The following is a 19,004-nucleotide window of genomic DNA, read 5'->3' on the forward strand; positions in this document are numbered from 1 at the left end:
ATGCGCCGACGCACTCTCCTGCTCACCGGCGTCGCCGGCGGCCTGACCGCCGCCGGCCCCCGGCCGGCCTCCGCCGCGCCGCGCCACCGCGTCCTGCACGTCCGCCCCGGCGGCTCGGTCCAGGCGGCCGTGGACGCCGTCGACGGGCCGGGCTGGACGGTCGTCGTGCATCCGGGGACGTACCGCGAGGTCGTGAACATCCCCGCGCACAAGGCCGGGCTGACCCTGCGCGGCGCCACCCGCGACCCGCGCGATGCCGTCATCGTCCACGACAACGCAGCCGGCACGAGGAAGCCCGACGGCACCACGTACGGCACGGCGGGCTCCGCGACCTTCACCTCGGCGGCTCCCGGCCTCACCGTCCGCGACCTCACCCTCGCCAACGACTGGCTGCGCGCCGACCATCCCGAGATCACCGGCACCCAGGCGGTCGCCGCGTACCTGACGGGCGACCGGTCGTCCTTCGACAACGTCCGCTTCCTGGCCCACCAGGACACCCTCTTCACCGACACGAGGGCGCTCGGCACCTTCGACCGGCAGTACTTCCGGCACTGCCACATCGAAGGCGACGTCGACTTCGTCTTCGGGCGGGCGACCGCCGTGTTCGAGCAGTGCCACTTCCGCACGCTGGCACGGGACGTGGACTTCACACCCAAGGGCATGGTCTTCGCGCCCTCCACGGCCCGGGCGAACCCGTACGGCATCCTCGCCGTCCGCTGCCGTATCACCTCCGGCGCCGAGGACGGGGCGTACAAGCTGGCCCGGCCCTGGGTGCCGTCGTACGAGACCACGGCGTGGCCGTCGCTGGTGGTGCGGGAGACCCGGATCGGGCCGGGCATCGACCCGGTGGCCCCGTACACCGACATGCGCGAGGCCTATCCCTGGCAGTCGATGCGGTTCGCCGAGTACCGCAACACCGGGCCGGGGGCTGCCGTCTCCGTGCCCGAGAACCGGCCACAACTCAGCCGCGCGCAAGCCGCGCTGCACACCAAGGAGACGTACCTCGGCGTCTGGAGGCCCTATGCGTAGGGCCGCGGCGCTCCTCCTCGGTCTCTGCCTGCTCTGGCCGGCCTCGCCGGCCTCCGCCGCCGAACGCGCCCCCGTCGGCTGGGCCTCGACCGGCCCCGGCACCACCGGTGGGGCGGGCGGTAGGACCTGGACGGTGGACACCCGCGCCGAACTCAAGACCGCCCTCGCGAACGACGGCGCCCCCACCGCGCCCAAGGTCATCCGGGTCGTCGGCGACATCTCCGGGCACGAGGCGGACGACGGTTCCCTGCTCGGCGAGCAGGACTACGCGCCCGGATACGACCTCGGCAAGTACATGTCCTGCTTCGGCGAGGACGGCGCCGCCTGGTCCGACACCCGCTTCGACCACTGCAAGCAGCAGCGGCAACTGCGCCAGACCGGGTCGAACAAGGAGAAGGCGCAGATCCAGCTCACCGTGCCGAGCAACACGACCCTCGTCGGCGTGGGCCGCGACGCCCGGCTGCTCGGGGTGTTCCTGACGGTCAACACCGGCAGCAACATCGTCGTGCGGAACCTGCACCTGGAGGCGCCCGTCGACCACTTCACCAGTTGGTCTCCGGGCGACGGCACACGCGGCAGCTGGGACGCCCGCTTCGACGCGCTCACCGTGATCACCGGCAAGAACATCTGGATCGACCACTGCACCTTCACCGACGGCCGGTTCCCCGACCGCGAGGCGCCCCTCGGCTTCCACGGCGAGCGCGTCCAGCGGCACGACGGGCTGCTGGACATCGAGGACGGCTCCGACTTCGTCACCGTCTCCGACAGCCGGTTCGAGGATCACGACAAGGCGATCCTGATCGGGTCGGGCGACGGACGCGGCGACCGGGACCGGGGGCACCTCAAGGTGACCTTCGTCCGCAACCTGTTCAGCGGCATCGTGCAGCGCGCCCCGCGTGTCCGCTTCGGGCAGGTGCACGTCGTCAACAACGTCCACCGGGGGCAGGCGCCGCTCTACGCCCTGGGCGTCGGCGTGGAGTCCGCGATCTTCTCCGAGCGCAATGTCTTCCGGTATCCCGGGGGCGGGCCGTCGCTCGCCGTCGCGGACTACGGGGGTGAGCGGTTCCGCGACACCGGCTCCTGGTTCAACGGCCGGCCCGCCCGGCTGAACGCCGTGGCGAGCGGTCTCGGCCTCGGGAGCGACGTCGGCTGGGATCCCGCCGATGTCTACGACTACCGCGCCCTGACGTCCCCGTCGGCGGTCGAGAGGTACGTGCTGCGGCACGCCGGAACCGGGAGGTCGTATGGGCACCCATGAGCCGCTGGGCCGACGGACGTTCGTGGTCGGGGCGAGCACGGCCCTGCTGGCCGGGGGAACGGTGAACGCGGCGGAGGCGGCGGTCGTGGACGGTCCGCTGCCCGACTTCCACCCGGCGCTGAAGGACGCCCTGACCTTCCCGCTCGCCTGGGGGAGATCCCCGATCCGCGACTTCCGCGCCTGGCGGCGTGCCGCCCGCGCCACGGTCGAGGAGCACCTGCTCGTCGAACGGCAGGACGAAACGCCGTACGCCCCGCAGATCGGCGGACGTGCCCAAGGGGAGGGCTACACAAGGGAGTTGGTCACCGTCTCCCTCACCCGCTACGAACGGGTGCGCGGCGCTCTGCTCACCCCGCACGGCGAGGGCCCCTTCCCCGCCGTGCTGCTCCTGCACGACCACGGGGCCAGGTTCGACATCGGGAAGGAGAAACTCGTCCGGCCCTGGTACGACGACACGCGTCTCGCCTCCGCCCGGGCCTGGGCGGACAAGTACTTCAGCGGGCGGTTCGTCGGCGACGAACTGGCCCGGCGTGGCTATGTGGTGCTGTGCCTGGACGCGCTCGGCTGGGGCGACCGCGGCCCGCTCGCCTACGAGCAGCAGCAGGCCCTCGCCTCCAACTTCTACAACCTCGGCTCCTCGCTCGCCGGGCTCATGGCCCGGGAGGACCAGCGGGCCGCCGCCTTCCTGGCGGGACTCGACCGGGTGGACGCCCGGCGGGTCGCGGCCGTCGGCTTCTCCATGGGCGCCTACCGCGCCTGGCAGACCGCCGCCCTCAGCGACCACATCGCGGCCGCCGCGAGCGTGTGCTGGATGACCGGGCTGAAAGAGATGATGGTGCCCGGCAACAACACGCTGCGCGGGCAGTCGGCGTACTACATGCTCCACCCGGGTCTCGCCCGGCACCTCGACATCCCCGACGTGGCGAGCATCGCCGCGCCCAGGCCGATGCTGTTCCTCGACGGCGGGCTCGACCCACTGTTCCCGGCCGAGGGCGTACGGGTCGCGTACGACAAGCTGCGTGCCGTGTGGCGGTCGCGCCACGCCGAGGAGCGGATACGGGTGAAGACGTGGCCGGAGCTCGGCCACGTCTTCACTCACGAGATGCAGGACGAGGTCTTCAGCTGGCTCGACGACGTCCTGTGAGGCTCATCGCCGTACCGGCTTGATGCCCTCCAGCGTCGGCACCACCGGCTTGATGCCGCCGTCGGCCGCGAACTCCATGCGGTCGATGGTGGTCTCGCGGTGCATGCCGTCGCCGCCCGGCCTGCCGGGGCCGTTGAGGGCGAAGCGGTGGTAGACCATGTACCAGTCGTCGGTGCCGGGGGCGTTCACCACCGAGTGGTGACCGGTGCCGAGGATGCCGTACTCGGGCCGCTTCTCGAGGATGGTCCCGCGCTTGGTCCACGGGCCGAGCGGGGACGGTCCCGTCGCGTACGCCACGTGGTAGTTCTCGCTGCGGGTGTCGTCCTCCGACCACATGAAGTAGTACGTGCCCTTCCGCTTGATCACGAAGGCGCCCTCGCGGAAGTTGTCCGGGGTGATGTCCTTCACCTTCGACGCGTCGAACGACACCATGTCGTCGTTCAGCGGGACGACGTACCCGCGTCCGTTGCCCCAGTACAGGTAGGCCTGGCCGTCGTCGTCCGTGAAGACCGACGGGTCGATCATCTGGCCCTTGAGCGATCCGCCCTTGGCGACCAGCGGCTTGCCGAGCGCGTCCTTGAAGGGGCCGGCGGGGGAGTCGGCCACCGCCACGCCGATCTGCTGCTCGGCGCAGAAGTAGAAGTAGTACTTGCCGTTCCGTTCGGCGATCGCGGGCGCCCAGGCGTTCTTGTCGGCCCAGGTCACGTCAGGCCCGAGGTCGACGATGACGCCGTGGTCCTTCCAGTGGACCAGGTCCTTCGACGAGTACGCCTTGAACTTGGTGCCGCTCCAGCCCTGGAAGCCGTCCGTCGTCGGATAGATCCAGTATCTGCCGTTGAGGTAGTGGACGTCCGGGTCGGCGTTCAGACCGGGCAGCATGGGGCTGCGGGTGCGGACCGCCTCGACCGTCCAGGTGCGCTTGGTGCCGTCGGCCGCTGTCACGGTGTACTTCTGCGGCGTGCGGAAGTCGCGCCGGGTTCCGGACTTCGGGCTCAGCGTGGCGCCCTTGCCCACCCACAGCTTCGGGGCGAGGCCGCGCAGATCGGCGTTGGGTTCCATCGGCAGCACGACCTTCGAGGCGCTGTCCGTGACGATGGAGTAGCCCTTCTGGTGCTTCGCCGTCGCGTCCACGACCGAGGTGGGCGTCGACGGGTACGCCGCCAGCAGCCGGTCGTACTCCTCCTGCGTCACCGGGAGCACCGTGCCGTGCCGGGGGCTCGCCGGGAGCTGGTAGTCCGTGGAGGGGGTCCACTTGCCGGAGGCGAGGTCGGTGGTCTCGAACGGGATGTAGCCGCGGCCGCCGTACTCGTCGATGAACAGGTACCACTTCTTCTCGGTGTTCGACTTGAACACCGTCGGGCCCTCACCCTGGTTCATCGCGCCCTTGCCGATGCAGTCGGCCACGAAGTCGTACTTCGTCGAGGTCAGGGACGTCGACTTCTCACCGGTGATGAACTTGGAGCAGGGGCTGGAGGAGCTGGGGTCCCGCTCGTCCTTGGTGTAGCGGTAGTACTCGTCCTTGTACTTCACGACCGTGGAGTCGATCACCGAGTAGCCGGGGTCGTTCCAGATCTTCGGCTCGCTGAAGGTGCGGAAGTCCTTGGTCGTCGCGTACATCATCTTGTTGTACGTGTTGCCCTTGTGGTCCGGGTCGTCGTCGGCGTACAGCTTCGACGCCCAGAAGACGACGTACTCACCGAGCTCGTCGTCCCAGTAGGCCTCCGGGGCCCAGGTGTTGCCCGCGTTGTCCGGGGAGACCTTCACCAGGCGCTGGTCGGTCCAGTTGACCAGGTCGGTGGACTCCCAGACCATGATCGACTTGCTGCCGTGCCGCTGGACCTGGTCCCAGCTGCCACTGGAGTTCTTGTACATCCGCAGGTCGGTGGCGATCAGATAGAACTTGTCGCCCTTGGGGGAGCGGATCACGAACGGGTCGCGCAGGCCCTTCTCGCCGATCGTCGACGTCAGGACCGGCTTGCCGGCGTTCAGCTCACGCCAGTGCAGCGCGTCGTTGCCCCGGCTGAGGGCGTAACGGATCTGCTCGCCGTCGGCGGTGCCCTCACCCGTGAAGTAGGCGAAGAGATAGCCGGCGTACTTGGAGTGCTTCACGGGTGGTGCTCCGGAGTCCGCGGTGCTCGGTGGCGCGGTGAGAAGGGTAAGGAGAAGGCCGGTCAGGGCCAGGAACGGCAGCAGGAGCGTGCGGGGGCGCATGACACTTCCTGTCGGAGTATGGGGGGTTCTGTTGGATGGCGGCCTTCGGAGTTTCACCGGCCGGGGACAGGGCGTCAACGGGTGTGCATGAGGCGGGTGGTTCCGAAACTTTCGGGACTCGGGCACGCCAGTGCACGTGACGGCGGCAACCCTTTCGCGGCGCGGCGGCGACTGCTGGTCGGAAACGGGACGGAGCGGGCCCCTCCGAACCGTTTTCCGTCCCCATTCCCCAGGAAAGGAACGCTCCGTGCTGCTCAGCGCAGGACGCCACCGCAGGACCCGTACGCTCACCATCGCCGCCGCGGTGGCCTGCGCTTCGGGGGCGGGAGGCGTCTACCTCGGGCTCTCGGGAGGCGGCGCGCGGGCCGCCTCGTCGACAGTCACCGTCTCCACCGCGACCCAGCTCGAAGCGGCCGTGAAGAACGCCACAGCGGGTACCACCATCCAGGTCCGCGGCGGCACCTACTATCCGGCCGCGACCCTCAAGTCCACGGCCAGCGGCACCGGTTCGGCACGCATCACCCTGCGGGCGTACGGCAGCGAGAAGGTCCGGATCGACGGCTCCAAGCTGCCCGCCGGCTCCTGGCTGGCCGCCATCCACGGCGACCACTGGACCGTCGAGAACCTCGCCTTCGTCAACTCACCCGCCCAGGGCTTCGTCGCCACGTCCTCCGTCGGCGGCGTCTTCAGGAACCTCGTCACCGCGGACAACGGCGACTCCGGCTTCACCCTGCGCGGCGACGGCACCACCGGCAACCTCGTGCAGAACCTGGACAGCCACGGCAACTACGACCCGGCCGGTCACGGCCAGAACGCCGACGGCATCGCCGTCAAGTTCGGCTCCGGGACGGGCAACAGGATCACCGGCGCCCGGCTGTTCAACAACTCCGACGACGGCCTCGACCTCTGGCAGTTCTCCTCACCGGTCACCGTCGAGCACTCATGGGCCTTCGGCAACGGCGAGAACCGCTGGAAGGACTCGGCCTTCGAGGGCAACGGCAACGGCTTCAAACTGGGCGGCGGGGGAGCGTCGGTCGCCCATGTCGTCAACGACAACGCCGCCTGGGACAACATGCTGCACGGCTTCACCGAGAACTCCAACACCGGCGCCATCGCCGTGAACCGCAACACCGCGTACGCCAACGCCCACAACGGCTTCTACTTCGCCACCGGCAAGGCCCGCCTCGGCAAGAACCTCGCCGTGAGCGACAAGGCCGGCCCCGCCGAGCTGGGCTCCGCGGCCGTCTCCGCGGGCAACAACTGGGACAGCGGCGTCGCCACCCCGCCCTTCAGGTCGACGGACGCGACCAGCGCGGTCGGAGCGCGCCGGGCGGACGGCTCCCTCCCCGCGACGACGTTTCTGACGACCGGCTCCACGACCATCGGCTCGACGATGGACTTTGCGGACACCCCCTAGGGACTCCCCGCCGAGCGTGCGCACACGACGACGCCCCCGCCGGTTCACACCGGCGGGGGCGTTGCTGCCGACCGGCCGAGGGGGGCTCGGCCAGGGCTGTTCGACCCTCCGGAGGGGGGCTCCGGAGGGTCGGGGGTGCCGGGAAGTCCGACTGGGGGCCCGGACATCCGGCAGCCGGCCGGCCCGAGGGGGATTCGGGCCGGCCGGAGCTCACACGTGCCGCGGCATCACTGGTAGCTGATGTCCGAGGCCTTGAACTTGCAGGTCTTGCCGTCCGGCCCGGGCGGGGTCAGCTCCTTGGGCTCCTTGCCCGTGTTGTTGCCCTCGAAGCGCACACACGTCTTGATCTTCTTCTTGCCGTCGCCGTGGATGCGGATCTTCGACAGCGTGGCCGTGTCGCCGTAGTTGGCGTTCACGCCGACGATCGAGTTCATCGGCGCGGTGACGTCGATGTCGTTCAGCACGACCGTGCGCTTGTACTGCGTCTTGCAGTTGCCGCAGGAGCGCACCAGCTTCCCGGCGTTCTGCACCTGGAAGCCCGACACGTTCAGCGTGCCGGCGCCGTTGAACTGGAGCACCTTGTCGTCGGCGTTCTTCGCGCCGCCGCCGATCACCTTGTACACGGCCGACGACGACTTGCCCTTGAAACTGGCCGCGTCCTCGCCGACGTCCGTCCACCACACGTTCTGGAGCGTGCAACTGCCCTTGCAGTGCACACCGTCCGCGGCCGGGGTGCCGATGATGACGTTCTTGAGGACCGCGCCGTCGGCCAGCTCGAAGAGGGGGTCCTGGCCCTCGTCCTGGCTGTCGCCGCCGAGCGCGCCGGAGCCGTAGAACATCTTCATCCCGCCGTCGCGGACACCGGAGACCGGGATGGTCTTCGACACGGGCGTCTTGCCCTTGTCCGTGGGCCAGGAGGACGCGGCGCCCGCGGTGGACAGCATCGACGTGGTGACGATCGCCGCTCCCGAGATTCCGAACGCGGATAACCCGGCGATCACCGCCCGCCGCTTGGTGACCCGGCGGCGATGGCGGACGCGCTGTTCTGCTGGTGCAGTCATGTACCGATTCCTCAGTGGGTGGTGACTCTTGCGCCTGGTGGTCGCCACGGGTGAGGAAAGGGTTGCCGTGCCTTCAGGAATTTTTCACGAGTCGTCGTCGGTGTCGTTCACGGCCGCGAAACCGCCGCCCACGGACAGCCGCTCGGAACCGGCCGCGGCCGTCACCGCGTAGCGGTCGGCGCCGGCGTCACGGCCGCCGCGCTCGTGGCCGAACTGGCCCGCGAACACCCACTCGCCCGCCGGGACCTTGCGGCCCTCCTTCAGGGTCCAGGTGTAGACGAGGAAGCCGTCCCGCTCGCCGACCGTGAGCGTGAAGTCCTGCTCGGGCAGCGACCGCCAGGCGCCCGCGTCGGAGACCCCGCCGGTCTGGGCGACGCTCAACCGCACGGTCAGCGCGGTCAGTTCCTCGCGCGTCTTGATCGTGATGTTGCTCTGCGCCCAGAAGTCGTTGCTGTGCGGATCGACCGAGCCGTCCGACCACAGCGGCCCGTCCTCCGTGGCGGCGGGCGGCCGCCCGGTGACGGAGGTGCTCGGCGTCCGCGAGGGCGCCGGAGCGGACTCGCGGCGCTCCGGCGGGGCGGACGGCGTGGGATCCACCGGCGGCGCGGGGGCCCGGCTCGTCGCCTCCGGCGACGGCGTGGGCGTCGGCGACGTCGCCACGTCCTGCTGCTGCGGGGAGGTCTCCTCCTTCACCGCGGACGCGACCGCGTAACCGCCCACCGCCAGCACGCCCGCCACCGCGGCCGTCGCACCGGCCACCCGCATCCACCCGAACACCGGCGGACGCGTCGCCCGGTGGCCGGAGCCGGCCGGACCGGCCATGCCGCGCTCGACCCGGGCCAGGATGCGCTCCCGGTCGGGCTCGTGCGTCCCGGCCGCCTCGTGCAGCCGGGCGCGCAGCTCCTCGTGCACGTCCCGCCGCATGGTCATCGGTCCCTTCCTTGGCCCTCACCGGTGCGCGCCCGCAAGCTTTGCACGGCCGACGAGCAACGGGGAGCGCCCACCGCCGCGTGCATCCGCTGCGGTACTCCCTGTGTGCCCAGCAGCCGCTGGAGTTCGGCCATTGCCTTGGAGGTCTGGCTCTTCACGGTACCCACCGAGACGCCGAGGGCGAGCGCGGTGTCCTTCTCCGAGAGGTCGAACGCGTGCCGCAGCACCACACAGGCCCGCTTGCGGAACGGCAGCCTGCGCAACGCCTCCTGGACGTCGACCACGCCCGCGACGTCCGGGTTCTCGGTGTTCTCCTCGCGCTGCGACCAGAACAGGGCGATGCGCCGCCGCTCGCGCACGGCGCTGCGGATCCGGGTGCGGGCCAGGTTGGCGACCACGCCGCGCGCGTACGCCGCCGGATGGTCGGCCGCGCGCACCCGGTCCCAGCGGTGCCACAGCGCCAGTAACGCGTCCGCCGCCAGGTCGTCGGCGGTGTCCGACTCGCCGGTCAGCAGGTAGGCCAGGCGGGACAGTTCGGCGTAGTGACGCTCGAAGAAGGCGTGGAACTCCACGGAGGCGGCGTCGTCGACGACTGTGCCCACGGGCGACCTCTCCTCGCAGCGGCTTCGGGCACTCCGGGCCGGGGTGCCTATGCGTGTCATGTAGATGACATGTGATCATCCGGGGGAGGTCCGGACGAGATCGGGAAGCGTAGCAGCGTTCTCAGGATGGTTCGTACGGAGCTTCGAACGGCGTATGGCAGGCCGGACTTCTGATTCCGTAACACGAAGAAAACCTGAACGTGGTTCAACACGGGAACAATCCAGCCAGCATCCGCACACCGATCACCCAGGCACCGAGGAGCACCAGTCATGTCCGAATCGCAGAAGGTGGCCGACCGGCCCGACGCGGCACCACCCGCGGTGAACAGCGTCGACCGGTTCTTCAAGATCTCCGAGCGGGGATCCACCTTCGGCCGTGAGATACGCGGCGGCTTCGCCACGTTCTTCACGATGTCCTACATCCTTGTCCTGAATCCCATCATCCTGGGCAGCGCGAAGGACAAGTTCGGGCACCAGCTGGACCCCGTCCAGCTCACCACCGTCACCGCCCTGGTGGCCGCCGTCATGACGATCATCATGGGCGTGGGCGGCAATCTGCCCCTCGCCCTCGCCGCCGGACTCGGCCTGAACGCCGTGGTCGCCTTCCAGATCGCCCCGCTGATGAGCTGGGACGACGCGATGGGCCTGATCGTCCTCGAAGGCCTGCTGATCTGCGTGCTGGTGGTGACCGGCCTGCGCGAGGCCGTCATGCACGCCATACCCCAACCGCTCAAGCAGGCGATCAGCGTCGGCATCGGCCTGTTCATCGCCTTCATCGGCTTCGTCGACGCCGGGTTCGTCAGCCGCATCCCGGACGCCGCGAACACCACCGTGCCGGTTCAGCTGGGCGGCACGGGAACGCTCACCGGCTGGCCGATTCTCGTCTTCTGCCTGGGTGTTCTGCTGACGATCGGCCTGCTCGCCCGCAAGGTCAAGGGCGCCATCCTGATCAGCATCGTCACCATGACGGCGCTGGCGATAGTGATCAACTCCATAGCCGACATCAAGAGCTGGGGCCTGACCACACCGTCCTGGCCCAACCAGCTCGTCGACGCCCCCGACTTCGGACTCCTCGGCCACTTCGACCTGTTCGGTGCCTTCAGCGCCCCCGGCGTCGGGGTCATCACCGTCGTGCTGCTGATCTTCACCCTGATCCTGTCGGACTTCTTCGACACCATGGGCACGGTCGTCGGCATCAGCGCCGAGGCCGGCCTGCTCGACGAGGAGGGCAAGGTCCCGAACCTCGGCCGGGTGCTGCTGATCGACGGCGCCGCGGCCGTCGCGGGCGGCGCGGCCTCGGCCTCCTCGGCGACCTCATACATCGAGTCGGCGGCCGGCGTCGGCGAGGGCTCGCGCACCGGCTTCTCCAATCTCGTCACCGGCGGCCTGTTCGGCCTCGCGCTGTTCCTGACCCCGCTGCTCACCATCGTCCCGCTCCAGGCGGCCGCCCCAGCCCTGGTCGCCGTCGGCTTCCTGATGATGACCCAGGTCAAGCACATCGACTGGGACCGCTACGACATCGCCATCCCCGCGTTCCTCACCATCGCCGTGATGCCGTTCACGTACTCCATCACCAACGGCATCGGCGCCGGCTTCCTCGCCTACGTCGTCATCAAGACCGTGCTCGGCAAGGCCAAGGAGGTCCACTGGCTGCTGTGGGGGACCTCGGTGCTGTTCCTCGTGTACTTCGCGATCGACCCGATCGAGCAGCTCCTGGGAGCCAAGTAACGGCGGCGGGCCGCCCCCGGGGGGAAGGGGGCGGCCCATCTGTACAGACGCCTTCTGGGCGGCGGAGGTTCAGTCCTTCAGCGCCGCTTCCATCATCGCCCTGGCGACCGGCGCCGCCAGGCCGTTGCCGCTGACCTCCGAACGGGCCGCGTTCGACTGCTCCACGACGACCGCCACGGCGACCTCCTTGCCCGACGAGTCGGACTTCCCGTACGAGGTGAACCAGGCGTACGGCACCTGGCTGTTGTTCTCGCCGTGCTGGGCCGTACCCGTCTTGCCGCCGACCGTCGCGCCAGGGACCTGGGCGTTCGTGCCCGTGCCCTTCTCCACGACCGTCTGCATCGCCGACTGCAACTGCTTGGCGGTCGAGGAGCTGACGATCTCCTTCGAGCCCGCGTCGTCGTCGTAGTCCTGCAACACATCACCGCCGCTGTTGGTGATCTGCGAAACCATATGCGGCGAAACCAGCTTGCCGCCGTTGGCTATGGCCGCCGACACCATGGCCATCTGGAGCGGCGTCGCGGTGACGTCGAACTGGCCGATGCCCGTCTGGGCCGTCTGGGACGGGTACATGTCGGACGGGTACACGCTCGTGTAGGCCCGCACCGGCACGTCCAGCTTGTCGTCGTTGAAGCCGAACTTCTCGGCCATCGCCTTCACCTTGTCCTGGCCCAGCTGGACGGCCATCTTCGCGAAGACGTTGTTGCACGAGTACTCCAGCGCCCTACGGATCGTGGCGTTCGTACAGGGTGCGTTCGGGTTCTCGTTCGTCAGCTCCCGCGTGGTGCCCGGCAGCGTGTACGGGTCGGGGCTGGCCGTGTTCTCGTCCACCGACGAGTACAGCCCGTCCTCCAGCGCGGCCGCCGCCACGACCAGCTTGAACGTCGAACCCGGCGGCAGCGGCTGCCGCAGCGCACGGTTGACCAGCGGCTTCTCCGGGTCCGCCGTGAGCTTCTTCCAGGCCGCGCCGGCGGAGTTGGCGTCGGTCAGCGACGAGGGGTCGTACGACGGGGTCGACACGACCGCGAGGATCTTCCCGGTCTTCGGGTCGATGGCGACGGCCCCGCCCTTCTTGTCGCCGAGCGCGTCGAACGCCGCCTTCTGCACGTCCGGGTCGACCGTCGTGACCACGTTGCCCGGGTCGGCCCGCTGGTTGGTGAGGGTGTCCATCACGGACTTCAGCCGGCTGTCCGTGCCGTTGAGCAGGTCGGTGTAGATGCCCTCCAACTGGGTCGGCGCGTACGCCTGCGACGCGTAGCCCGTCACCGCCGCGTACAGCTCGCCGTCCGTGTACGTGCGCTTGTACTTGAGGTCGCCCGTCTTCGTCGGGGCCGAGCCGGTGACCGACCGGCCGCCCACGATGATGTTCCCGAGCGGTGCCGAGTACGTCTCGATGGCGTTGCGCCGGTTGTCCTTGTCGTCTGCGAGCGCCTGGCCGTCGTAGAACTGCACCCAGGTCGCCCTGACCAGCAGAGCGAACACCAGGAGCAGCGCGAAGACCGATGCGCGCCTGATCGTCTTGTTCATCCCGAACATGAGGACGAGTCAGTTGGGGCGGATCGTTCCCGCCCGTACCGTTTTCTCATCCGGCGTTCAGAAAACCCGCCTCGTACGCCGCGATGACCGCCTGCGTACGGTCCCGGGTGCCCGTCTTGGCCAGGACCGCCGCCACGTGCGACTTCACCGTGGCGGGGCCGACCTCCATCCGGCGGGCGATCTCCGCGTTGGTCAGCCCCTCCGCCATGTGCCGCAGCACCTCCCGCTCGCGTCCCGTGAGCTTCGCCACCCACGCGGGCGGCGCCGGGTGCGCGCGTGCGTGCTCGGTCGCGAGGGTGCGGACGGCCGCCGGGAACAGCAGGCTGTCGCTGCGCGCCACCAGCCGGACCGCCTGCACGAGCGCGTCGGCGTCCGCCCGCTTCAGCAGGAACCCGGCGGCTCCGGCGCGCAGCGCGTCGTACACGTAGGAGTCGTTCTCGAAGGTCGTCACGACGACGATCCGGGGCGGCTCGTCCAGGGTGGCGAGGATCTGCTCGGTGGCACGGATGCCGTCGATCTCCGGCATGCGGACGTCCATGAGGACGACGTCAGGCCGCAGGTCCCGTACGACCGACACGGCCTCGGCGCCCGTGGCCGCCTCGCCCACCACCTCCAGGTCCGACTCGGCGGAGAGGATGGCGCGCAGCGCGGTGCGGACCATGCGCTCGTCGTCGGCGAGGACGACACGGATCGGCGTCGGGCGGGTCATGCGGGTCCTTTCATCGGCAGACATACGTGCAGCCGCCAGGTCTCCCCGGCCGGTCCGGACGATCCGGCGGCCGGTCCGGCCGTCATGGTCCCGCCCAGCAGCCTGACCCGGTCCGCGATACCGCGCAGCCCGTGGCCGCCGCCGGGGCGGGAGGGCGTGGGGCCGGTGACCGTCGCGGGGCCGGTGACCGGGTTCTCCACGGTGATCTCCAGATCCCCGTCCGCCACCGCGATCCGCACGTCCACGGCGACCCGGTCGCCCGCGTGCTTGAGGGCGTTGCTCAGCCCCTCCTGCACGATCCGGTAGCCCTCGCGGGACAGCAGCGGGGGCAGGGACTCCGGGTCGGCGTCGACCGTGGCGGACACGCGCTGTCCACCGGCCCGGGTGCGACGCAGCAGACCGTCGAGGTCGGCCGCGAGGGTCGGCGCCGGGGCCGTGCCGGGGGCGTCGCCCTCGCGCAACACGCCCAGCACGGCGTCGAGTTCGCCGACGGTGCGCCGGGTCGTGTCCTCGATCGCGGCGAGGGCCTCGCGGACGAACTCCGGGTCGGAGTCGAGGATGCGGCGCGCCGCGCTCGCCTGGAGACCGACCGCGCTCAGCGCGTGGCCGACGGAGTCGTGCAGCTCCCGCGCCAGCCGGTTGCGTACGGCCAGGTCGGCGGCGCGTGCCTCGGCGGCCGCGAGCCGGCCCTCGGGAGACGGGCCGAGCAGCGCGGGCGCCCAGCGGGCCAGCAGCGCACCGCTGCCGGCCGCGCAGCCGGCGAGGGCGACGAGCATCGCCGCGCCCGCGACCGGCGCGAGCGCGAGCGCCCAGAGGTGGCCGAAGACTTCGGGCAGCCCGATCCCGGTGCCGCCCAGTCCCGCCAAGACCGGCAGAAGGATCAGTACGGTGGCGAACGGCGGCACGGCCAGCGACATCCCGGCGATGATCCCGCCGACCCCGAGATGCAGCGTGAACCAACCCGCCGTACGCCCCTTCTCGCCCCGGGTCCGGGCCGGTCCGAAGGCGAGCCGGTCCGCGTCGACACCGCACAGCCAGCGCACGGCGGCGGCCTCCAGCGGCCGGGTCAGCGGGAACAGGGACGTGACGGCGGCGAGCGGCAACCCGACGCCGAAGGAGGCGAGCTGGAGCGGAAAGGACCCGAAGACGTTCGTGCTGCCGGTGGCCGGGCCGATGATCACCGAGCCGACCAGGACGTACGGCATGGCGAGCGCGCCGCCGAGGATCAGATGCACCCAGCGCAGCCGGGCCCGCCGGCCGAACAGGGACCGGGCGGCCTGTCTCACGCCGCCCGCCGTGCGGCCCTGGCCGAGCGCTCGGCGAAGTAGTAGACGCCGATGGCGGCGACGAGGAAGCCGACGAGCATCTGCCCAGCGTAGGCGAGGTTCATCAGCGGCGTGGGACGGTCGGCGATGTCCTCCACGCCGCCGAGGGAGGCGAGCGACAGCCAGCCGCCCCAGCAGGCCACGGCGCCCGAGCCGACCCAGGCCAGGCCGAGCGGCACCGCCACGGGCAGGGCCCGGCCGCGCCGGAAGGCCAGCAGGAAGCCGCCGGCGACGGCCGCGACGAGGAACAGCACGTAGATGACTTCCAGGACGTGGAAGTCACCGCCCCGGCCCGCCGCCCGGCCCTCACTGAGCCCGGCGGTGCCGCCGCAGGCCCACAGGAGGTGAAGGGTGAGCGGCAGCAGCGCGAGCACGGCGGCCACGACGGCGAGGGCGCGGTGGGCCGGCCCCACGACACCCACGGGCAGCTCCCACACCCGCCCGCGCCACAGGTACCCCCAGCGGTCGCGGGCGTAGAGCACGAACAGGGCGCCCAGGGCGGCCCCTTGGAGGATGAACCCCGTGTACACCACGGTGAACACCCACTCGTGGAGGAAGGGCTCACGGTCCTGGTCCGGCGCGGAACCGCCTCCGAACGCCCTCACGACCAGCTGAGCCGGGAACCCGGCCATGATCGGCGCGAGCAGCCCGGTGGCGACCCACACGGGGAACGCCAGCAGCCACGCGGGCACCCGCAGCCCCCACGGCCGGGTCAGCACCAGCGCCAGCACGATCACCGCGCTGTCCAGCAGCACGGAGAGACCGTTGATCACGGCCATGCCCACCCGGTCGTCGAGCAGTCCGCTCCCCTCGGGGATGCCGATGTGGCTCCCGGCGATCCAGGCGGCCTTGAGCCCGAGGTACGGCACGCACGAGAGGACGGCGACGGCGCGCAGGACGCGCCGGGGGCGGCTGAGACGGACGGCGGGGCGGGGAGCGCCAAGGGGAGCGATCGACTGCGTCATGCGATCAGGCTCCCGCGGGGGAGACGGGGTGCACCTCCTGCACGACGACGATCCGCCTCCGCCGGACGGGGGAGGGCGGCTCAGCCCTCCAGGATCAGCACCGTCTCCGCGATCTCCGCGCCCCGCGCGTTGGCGTACCCGCTGGCCGTCGCGACGGCCCGGAACCCGCACTTCTCCAGTACGCGCAGTGAGCCCGCGTTGTCCGACGCCGCCCGAGCGTACAAGGGCCGCTCGGGCACCTCCGTCAGCAGCGCCCGCAGGGCCGCCGTGGCGATGCCCTTCCCCCAGTACGCGCGGTCGACCCAGTACGTCACCTCGCGTTCGCCCGGCACCCCGTACACCGCCGCGCTGCCGACCACGTCGCCGTCGGCCAGCACCGTGCGGACCACGTCGGCGGAGGACCGGATCCGGGCCCAGTGGGCGTCGAAGGCGTCCCGGTCGGCCGGGTCCTTGGGGGCGAAGGCCGCCATATGGAGAGCCTCGGGGTCGTTCATCTGCCGAAAGAAGACCGGCAGATCGCTGTCGTGGACCTGGCGCAGCTCGACGTTCATGCCTCAGAGCCTACGGGTGGCCAGCGTCAGCCGGTCCCGCGCGTCGAACAGCGCGTCCTTCACCAGTTGTTCGTGCGCCGGCGTGAGCCGCGCCACCGGCACCGAGCAGCTGATCGCGTCGCGCGCCGGTGTGCGGTACGGAATGGCCACCCCGAAGCAGCGCAGCCCCAGCGTGTTCTCCTCGCGGTCCACGGCGAAGCCCTGCTCCCGGACCTGGTGCAGCTCCTCGATGAGCTTCTCGCGGTCGGTGATCGTGTTCTCGGTCAGCGCGGGCAGCGTCTCCGGGAGCATCTTGCGGACCTGCTCGTCCGAGTAGGTGCTCAGCAGCGCCTTGCCGAGGGACGTGGAGTGCGCGGGCAGGCGGCGGCCGACCCGGGTGAAGGGACGCAGGTAGTGCTGCGACTGGCGGGTGGCGAGGTAGACGACGTTCGTGCCGTCGAGGCGGGCGAGGTGGATCGTCTCGGTCGTGTCGTCCGAGAGCCGGTCCAGCGTGGGCCGGGCTGCCGCCACGACCTCGTCGCCGTCGATGTAGGAGGTGCCGACCAGCAGGGCCCGAACGCCGATGCCGTACCGCGTGCCCGTCGCGTCCGTCTCCACCCAGCCCAGCTCGACGAGCGTGCGGAGCAACATGTAGAGACTGGACTTGGGGTAGCCGACGGCCTCCTGGACCGCCGCGAGGGAGTGCATACCGGGACGCCCGGCGAAGTATTCGAGCAGTTCAACCGTTCTTACCGCGGACTTGACCTGCGCCCCGCCGCCCGTCTCGCCAGCCGACATCGCCCTTGACCCCTTCGTTCGACGGGAAATAGTCTCCACAGCATATTCATCATCAGAGACAGCGTTCAGTATATCGAACGCCCCTGGTGGATGACCCAAGTACTGCGGCATTACATGTGTGGAGGGACCCGCGGTGGCAGCAGCACCAGTCTGGAGTGTCGACCCCCGAACCGGGAAGCAGCGTGAACAGGTTGCGGTGGAGGCCACAGCCCAGGAGGTGGACGCCGCCGTCCGCGCCGCGCACGAGGCGCGCGGCTCACTCGCGGACCGCGCGGTCCGCGCGGCCTTCCTGCGCAGCGCCGCCGAGGAGCTTCAGGCGGCCAAGGACGGTCTCGTCGAGACCGCCGACGCCGAGACCGCGCTCGGTCCGGTCCGGCTGACCGGCGAGCTCGCCCGCACCTGCTACCAGCTGCGGGCCTTCGCCGACATCGTCGACGAGGGCGCCTTCCTCGACGTCGTCATCAACCACCCCGACGACACCGCGACCCCGCCGATCCCGGACCTGCGCCGTTACAAGGTGCCGCTGGGCGTCGTCGCCGTCTACTCGGCGTCGAACTTCCCGTTCGCCTTCTCGGTCGCCGGCGGCGACACCGCGAGCGCCCTCGCGGCCGGCTGCCCGGTCGTGGTCAAGGCGCACCCGGACCACCCGGCCCTGTCCGAGTACGTCGCCAAGGTGCTGCGCCGCGCCGCCGCCCGGCACGACATCCCCGAGGGCGTCCTCGGGCTGGTGCACGGCTTCGAGGCGGGTATCGAGCTGATCAAGCACCCGCTGGTCACGGCGGCCGGCTTCACCGGGTCGGTGCGCGGTGGCCGGGCCCTCTTCGACGCGGCGGCCGCCCGCCCCGTCCCGATCCCCTTCCACGGCGAGCTGGGCTCGCTGAACCCGGTCGTCGTCACCGAGGCCGCGGCCGCCGAGCGGGCCGAGGCGATCGGTGCGGGCCTCGCCGGTTCGATGACGCTGGGCGTGGGCCAGTTCTGTGTGAAGCCGGGCCTGGTCCTCGCGCCGGCCGGTGCCGCCGGTGACGCCCTGCTGAAGTCGCTGACCGACGCCGTCAGCGACACCGACGCCGGGGTTCTGCTCGACCACCGCATGCGCGACAACTTCGTCGCCGGCGTCGCCGAGCGCGCCCAGCTGCCCGACGTCGACTCCCCCGTCACGCCCGGCGCGGGCGGCGAGCACACCGTCAGCGCGGGCTTCCTCACGGTTCCGGCGAGCAGGCTGGCCCAGGAGGGCGAGCACGACCTGCTCCTGGAGGAGTGCTTCGGGCCGGTCACCGTGGTGGCCCGCTACGAGGACGACACCGAGGTGAAGGCCGTGCTGTCGCGGCTGCCGGGCAACCTCACGGCGACGGTGCAGCTGTCCGAGGAGGAGGCCGCGGGCCAGGGTCAGGGCGCGGAGCTTCTGCAGGAGCTGACGCCGCTGGCCGGGCGTGTGCTGGTGAACGGCTGGCCTACGGGTGTCGCCGTCGCGCCGGCTCAGCATCACGGCGGGCCGTACCCGGCCACGACGTCTACGTCCACGTCGGTGGGCGGGACGGCGATCGAGCGGTGGCTGCGGCCGGTTGTCTACCAGAACGCGCCAAAGGCCCTGCTTCCGGCCGAGCTGCGGGATGAGAACCCGTTGGGGCTGCCGCGGCGGTTCAACGGGCGTCTGGAGCGATAGCGCCGTAGGGGGTGCGGTGACTTGCGGGGTGCCGGTTCGTTGTGGCTTGTCGCGCAGTTCCCCGCGCCCCTCGAGGCCGGAGCTGAAAGACTCGGTTG

General features: G+C 70.7%; 16 protein-coding genes. 6 read left to right on the plus strand and 10 right to left on the minus strand.

Features of this window, described 5'->3' with window-relative positions:
- Genes ACIBNA_RS12595 through ACIBNA_RS12605 form a run of 3 tightly spaced genes read left to right on the plus strand, consistent with a single transcriptional unit; the run spans position 1 to position 3,431 of the window.
- Positions 1-1,029 (plus strand): pectinesterase family protein, encoded by a 1,029-nt coding sequence (locus ACIBNA_RS12595; protein WP_399165195.1) that lies wholly within the window; start codon positions 1-3, stop codon positions 1,027-1,029.
- The gene (locus ACIBNA_RS12600; RefSeq protein ID WP_399165196.1) at positions 1,022-2,287 is read left to right on the plus strand and encodes a polysaccharide lyase family 1 protein; all 1,266 of its coding nucleotides are present in this window, start codon (positions 1,022-1,024) and stop codon (positions 2,285-2,287) included. Before ACIBNA_RS12595 ends, ACIBNA_RS12600 begins: the two co-directional genes overlap by 8 nt.
- Positions 2,274-3,431, plus strand: coding sequence for a dienelactone hydrolase family protein (locus ACIBNA_RS12605; RefSeq protein ID WP_399165197.1), 1,158 nt, complete (start codon positions 2,274-2,276; stop codon positions 3,429-3,431). Before ACIBNA_RS12600 ends, ACIBNA_RS12605 begins: the two co-directional genes overlap by 14 nt.
- Before the next feature lie 3 nt (positions 3,432-3,434).
- Here ACIBNA_RS12605 and ACIBNA_RS12610 read toward each other — a convergent pair whose 3' ends face one another.
- Positions 3,435-5,642: a family 43 glycosylhydrolase gene (locus ACIBNA_RS12610; RefSeq protein WP_399165198.1), complete on the minus strand. Its 2,208-nt coding sequence runs from the start codon at positions 5,640-5,642 to the stop codon at positions 3,435-3,437.
- Between the two features lie 247 nt (positions 5,643-5,889).
- On the opposite strand from ACIBNA_RS12610, the gene ACIBNA_RS12615 reads away from it, so the two are divergent.
- Positions 5,890-7,059 carry a right-handed parallel beta-helix repeat-containing protein gene (locus ACIBNA_RS12615; RefSeq protein WP_399165199.1) on the plus strand — a complete coding sequence of 390 codons (1,170 nt, stop codon included), beginning with the start codon at positions 5,890-5,892 and terminating at the stop codon, positions 7,057-7,059.
- Between the two features lie 227 nt (positions 7,060-7,286).
- Here the strand turns inward: ACIBNA_RS12615 and ACIBNA_RS12620 are convergent, their stop codons facing one another.
- The 3 genes from ACIBNA_RS12620 to ACIBNA_RS12630 all read right to left on the minus strand — a co-directional run bounded on the left by ACIBNA_RS12620 (position 7,287) and on the right by ACIBNA_RS12630 (position 9,652).
- Entirely contained in the window at positions 7,287-8,120 is an 834-nt protein-coding gene (locus tag ACIBNA_RS12620) for a pectate lyase (protein ID WP_399165200.1), read from the minus strand.
- 84 nt (positions 8,121-8,204) lie between these two features.
- The gene (locus ACIBNA_RS12625; RefSeq protein ID WP_399165201.1) at positions 8,205-9,050 is read right to left on the minus strand and encodes a hypothetical protein; all 846 of its coding nucleotides are present in this window, start codon (positions 9,048-9,050) and stop codon (positions 8,205-8,207) included.
- Entirely contained in the window at positions 9,047-9,652 is a 606-nt protein-coding gene (locus tag ACIBNA_RS12630; RefSeq protein ID WP_399165202.1) for a SigE family RNA polymerase sigma factor, read from the minus strand. Before ACIBNA_RS12630 ends, ACIBNA_RS12625 begins: the two co-directional genes overlap by 4 nt.
- Positions 9,653-9,922: 270 nt before the next feature.
- On the opposite strand from ACIBNA_RS12630, the gene ACIBNA_RS12635 reads away from it, so the two are divergent.
- Positions 9,923-11,380 (plus strand): NCS2 family permease, encoded by a 1,458-nt coding sequence (locus ACIBNA_RS12635; protein ID WP_399165203.1) that lies wholly within the window; start codon positions 9,923-9,925, stop codon positions 11,378-11,380.
- A gap of 69 nt (positions 11,381-11,449) precedes the next feature.
- On the opposite strand, the gene ACIBNA_RS12640 is transcribed toward ACIBNA_RS12635, so the two are convergent.
- From ACIBNA_RS12640 to ACIBNA_RS12665, 6 genes are all read right to left on the minus strand, one after another.
- On the minus strand, positions 11,450-12,907 hold the full coding sequence (locus ACIBNA_RS12640; RefSeq protein ID WP_399165204.1) for a peptidoglycan D,D-transpeptidase FtsI family protein: 1,458 nt from the start codon (positions 12,905-12,907) through the stop codon (positions 11,450-11,452).
- 55 nt (positions 12,908-12,962) lie between these two features.
- Positions 12,963-13,625, minus strand: coding sequence for a response regulator (locus ACIBNA_RS12645; protein ID WP_399165205.1), 663 nt, complete (start codon positions 13,623-13,625; stop codon positions 12,963-12,965).
- The gene (locus ACIBNA_RS12650; protein ID WP_399165206.1) at positions 13,622-14,911 is read right to left on the minus strand and encodes a histidine kinase; all 1,290 of its coding nucleotides are present in this window, start codon (positions 14,909-14,911) and stop codon (positions 13,622-13,624) included. The genes ACIBNA_RS12645 and ACIBNA_RS12650 overlap by 4 nt, the downstream gene beginning before the upstream one ends.
- Complete coding sequence (locus ACIBNA_RS12655; RefSeq protein ID WP_399165207.1) at positions 14,908-15,915, minus strand: hypothetical protein; 1,008 nt, start codon at positions 15,913-15,915, stop codon at positions 14,908-14,910. Before ACIBNA_RS12655 ends, ACIBNA_RS12650 begins: the two co-directional genes overlap by 4 nt.
- Before the next feature lie 80 nt (positions 15,916-15,995).
- Positions 15,996-16,466, minus strand: coding sequence for a GNAT family N-acetyltransferase (locus ACIBNA_RS12660; RefSeq protein WP_399165208.1), 471 nt, complete (start codon positions 16,464-16,466; stop codon positions 15,996-15,998).
- A 3-nt stretch (positions 16,467-16,469) separates the two neighbouring features.
- Positions 16,470-17,243 carry an IclR family transcriptional regulator gene (locus tag ACIBNA_RS12665; RefSeq protein WP_010037854.1) on the minus strand — a complete coding sequence of 258 codons (774 nt, stop codon included), beginning with the start codon at positions 17,241-17,243 and terminating at the stop codon, positions 16,470-16,472.
- Positions 17,244-17,376: 133 nt separating this feature from the next.
- Here ACIBNA_RS12665 and ACIBNA_RS12670 point away from each other — a divergent pair, with 133 nt between their 5' ends.
- On the plus strand, positions 17,377-18,906 hold the full coding sequence (locus ACIBNA_RS12670) for an aldehyde dehydrogenase (NADP(+)) (protein ID WP_399165209.1): 1,530 nt from the start codon (positions 17,377-17,379) through the stop codon (positions 18,904-18,906).
- The last annotated feature ends 98 nt before the right edge of the window (positions 18,907-19,004 follow it).

The organism is Streptomyces sp. NPDC050164, from assembly GCF_044459945.1.
Taxonomy (GTDB): Bacteria; Actinomycetota; Actinomycetes; order Streptomycetales; family Streptomycetaceae; genus Streptomyces; species Streptomyces coeruleorubidus_A.

Excerpts from the sequence above, each read along its gene's own strand:
- ACIBNA_RS12635 (WP_399165203.1), top strand. The coding sequence starts at position 9,923 with ATGTCCGAATCGCAGAAGGTGGCCGACCGGCCCGACGCGGCACCACCC.
- ACIBNA_RS12605 (WP_399165197.1), top strand. The coding sequence starts at position 2,274 with ATGGGCACCCATGAGCCGCTGGGCCGACGGACGTTCGTGGTCGGGGCG.
- ACIBNA_RS12655 (WP_399165207.1), bottom strand. The coding sequence starts at position 15,915 with ATGACGCAGTCGATCGCTCCCCTTGGCGCTCCCCGCCCCGCCGTCCGT.
- ACIBNA_RS12600 (WP_399165196.1), top strand. The coding sequence starts at position 1,022 with ATGCGTAGGGCCGCGGCGCTCCTCCTCGGTCTCTGCCTGCTCTGGCCG.
- ACIBNA_RS12620 (WP_399165200.1), bottom strand. The coding sequence starts at position 8,120 with ATGACTGCACCAGCAGAACAGCGCGTCCGCCATCGCCGCCGGGTCACC.
- ACIBNA_RS12640 (WP_399165204.1), bottom strand. The coding sequence starts at position 12,907 with ATGAACAAGACGATCAGGCGCGCATCGGTCTTCGCGCTGCTCCTGGTG.
- ACIBNA_RS12610 (WP_399165198.1), bottom strand. The coding sequence starts at position 5,642 with ATGCGCCCCCGCACGCTCCTGCTGCCGTTCCTGGCCCTGACCGGCCTT.
- ACIBNA_RS12660 (WP_399165208.1), bottom strand. The coding sequence starts at position 16,466 with ATGAACGTCGAGCTGCGCCAGGTCCACGACAGCGATCTGCCGGTCTTC.
- ACIBNA_RS12665 (WP_010037854.1), bottom strand. The coding sequence starts at position 17,243 with ATGTCGGCTGGCGAGACGGGCGGCGGGGCGCAGGTCAAGTCCGCGGTA.
- ACIBNA_RS12625 (WP_399165201.1), bottom strand. The coding sequence starts at position 9,050 with ATGACCATGCGGCGGGACGTGCACGAGGAGCTGCGCGCCCGGCTGCAC.
- ACIBNA_RS12645 (WP_399165205.1), bottom strand. The coding sequence starts at position 13,625 with ATGACCCGCCCGACGCCGATCCGTGTCGTCCTCGCCGACGACGAGCGC.
- ACIBNA_RS12595 (WP_399165195.1), top strand. The coding sequence starts at position 1 with ATGCGCCGACGCACTCTCCTGCTCACCGGCGTCGCCGGCGGCCTGACC.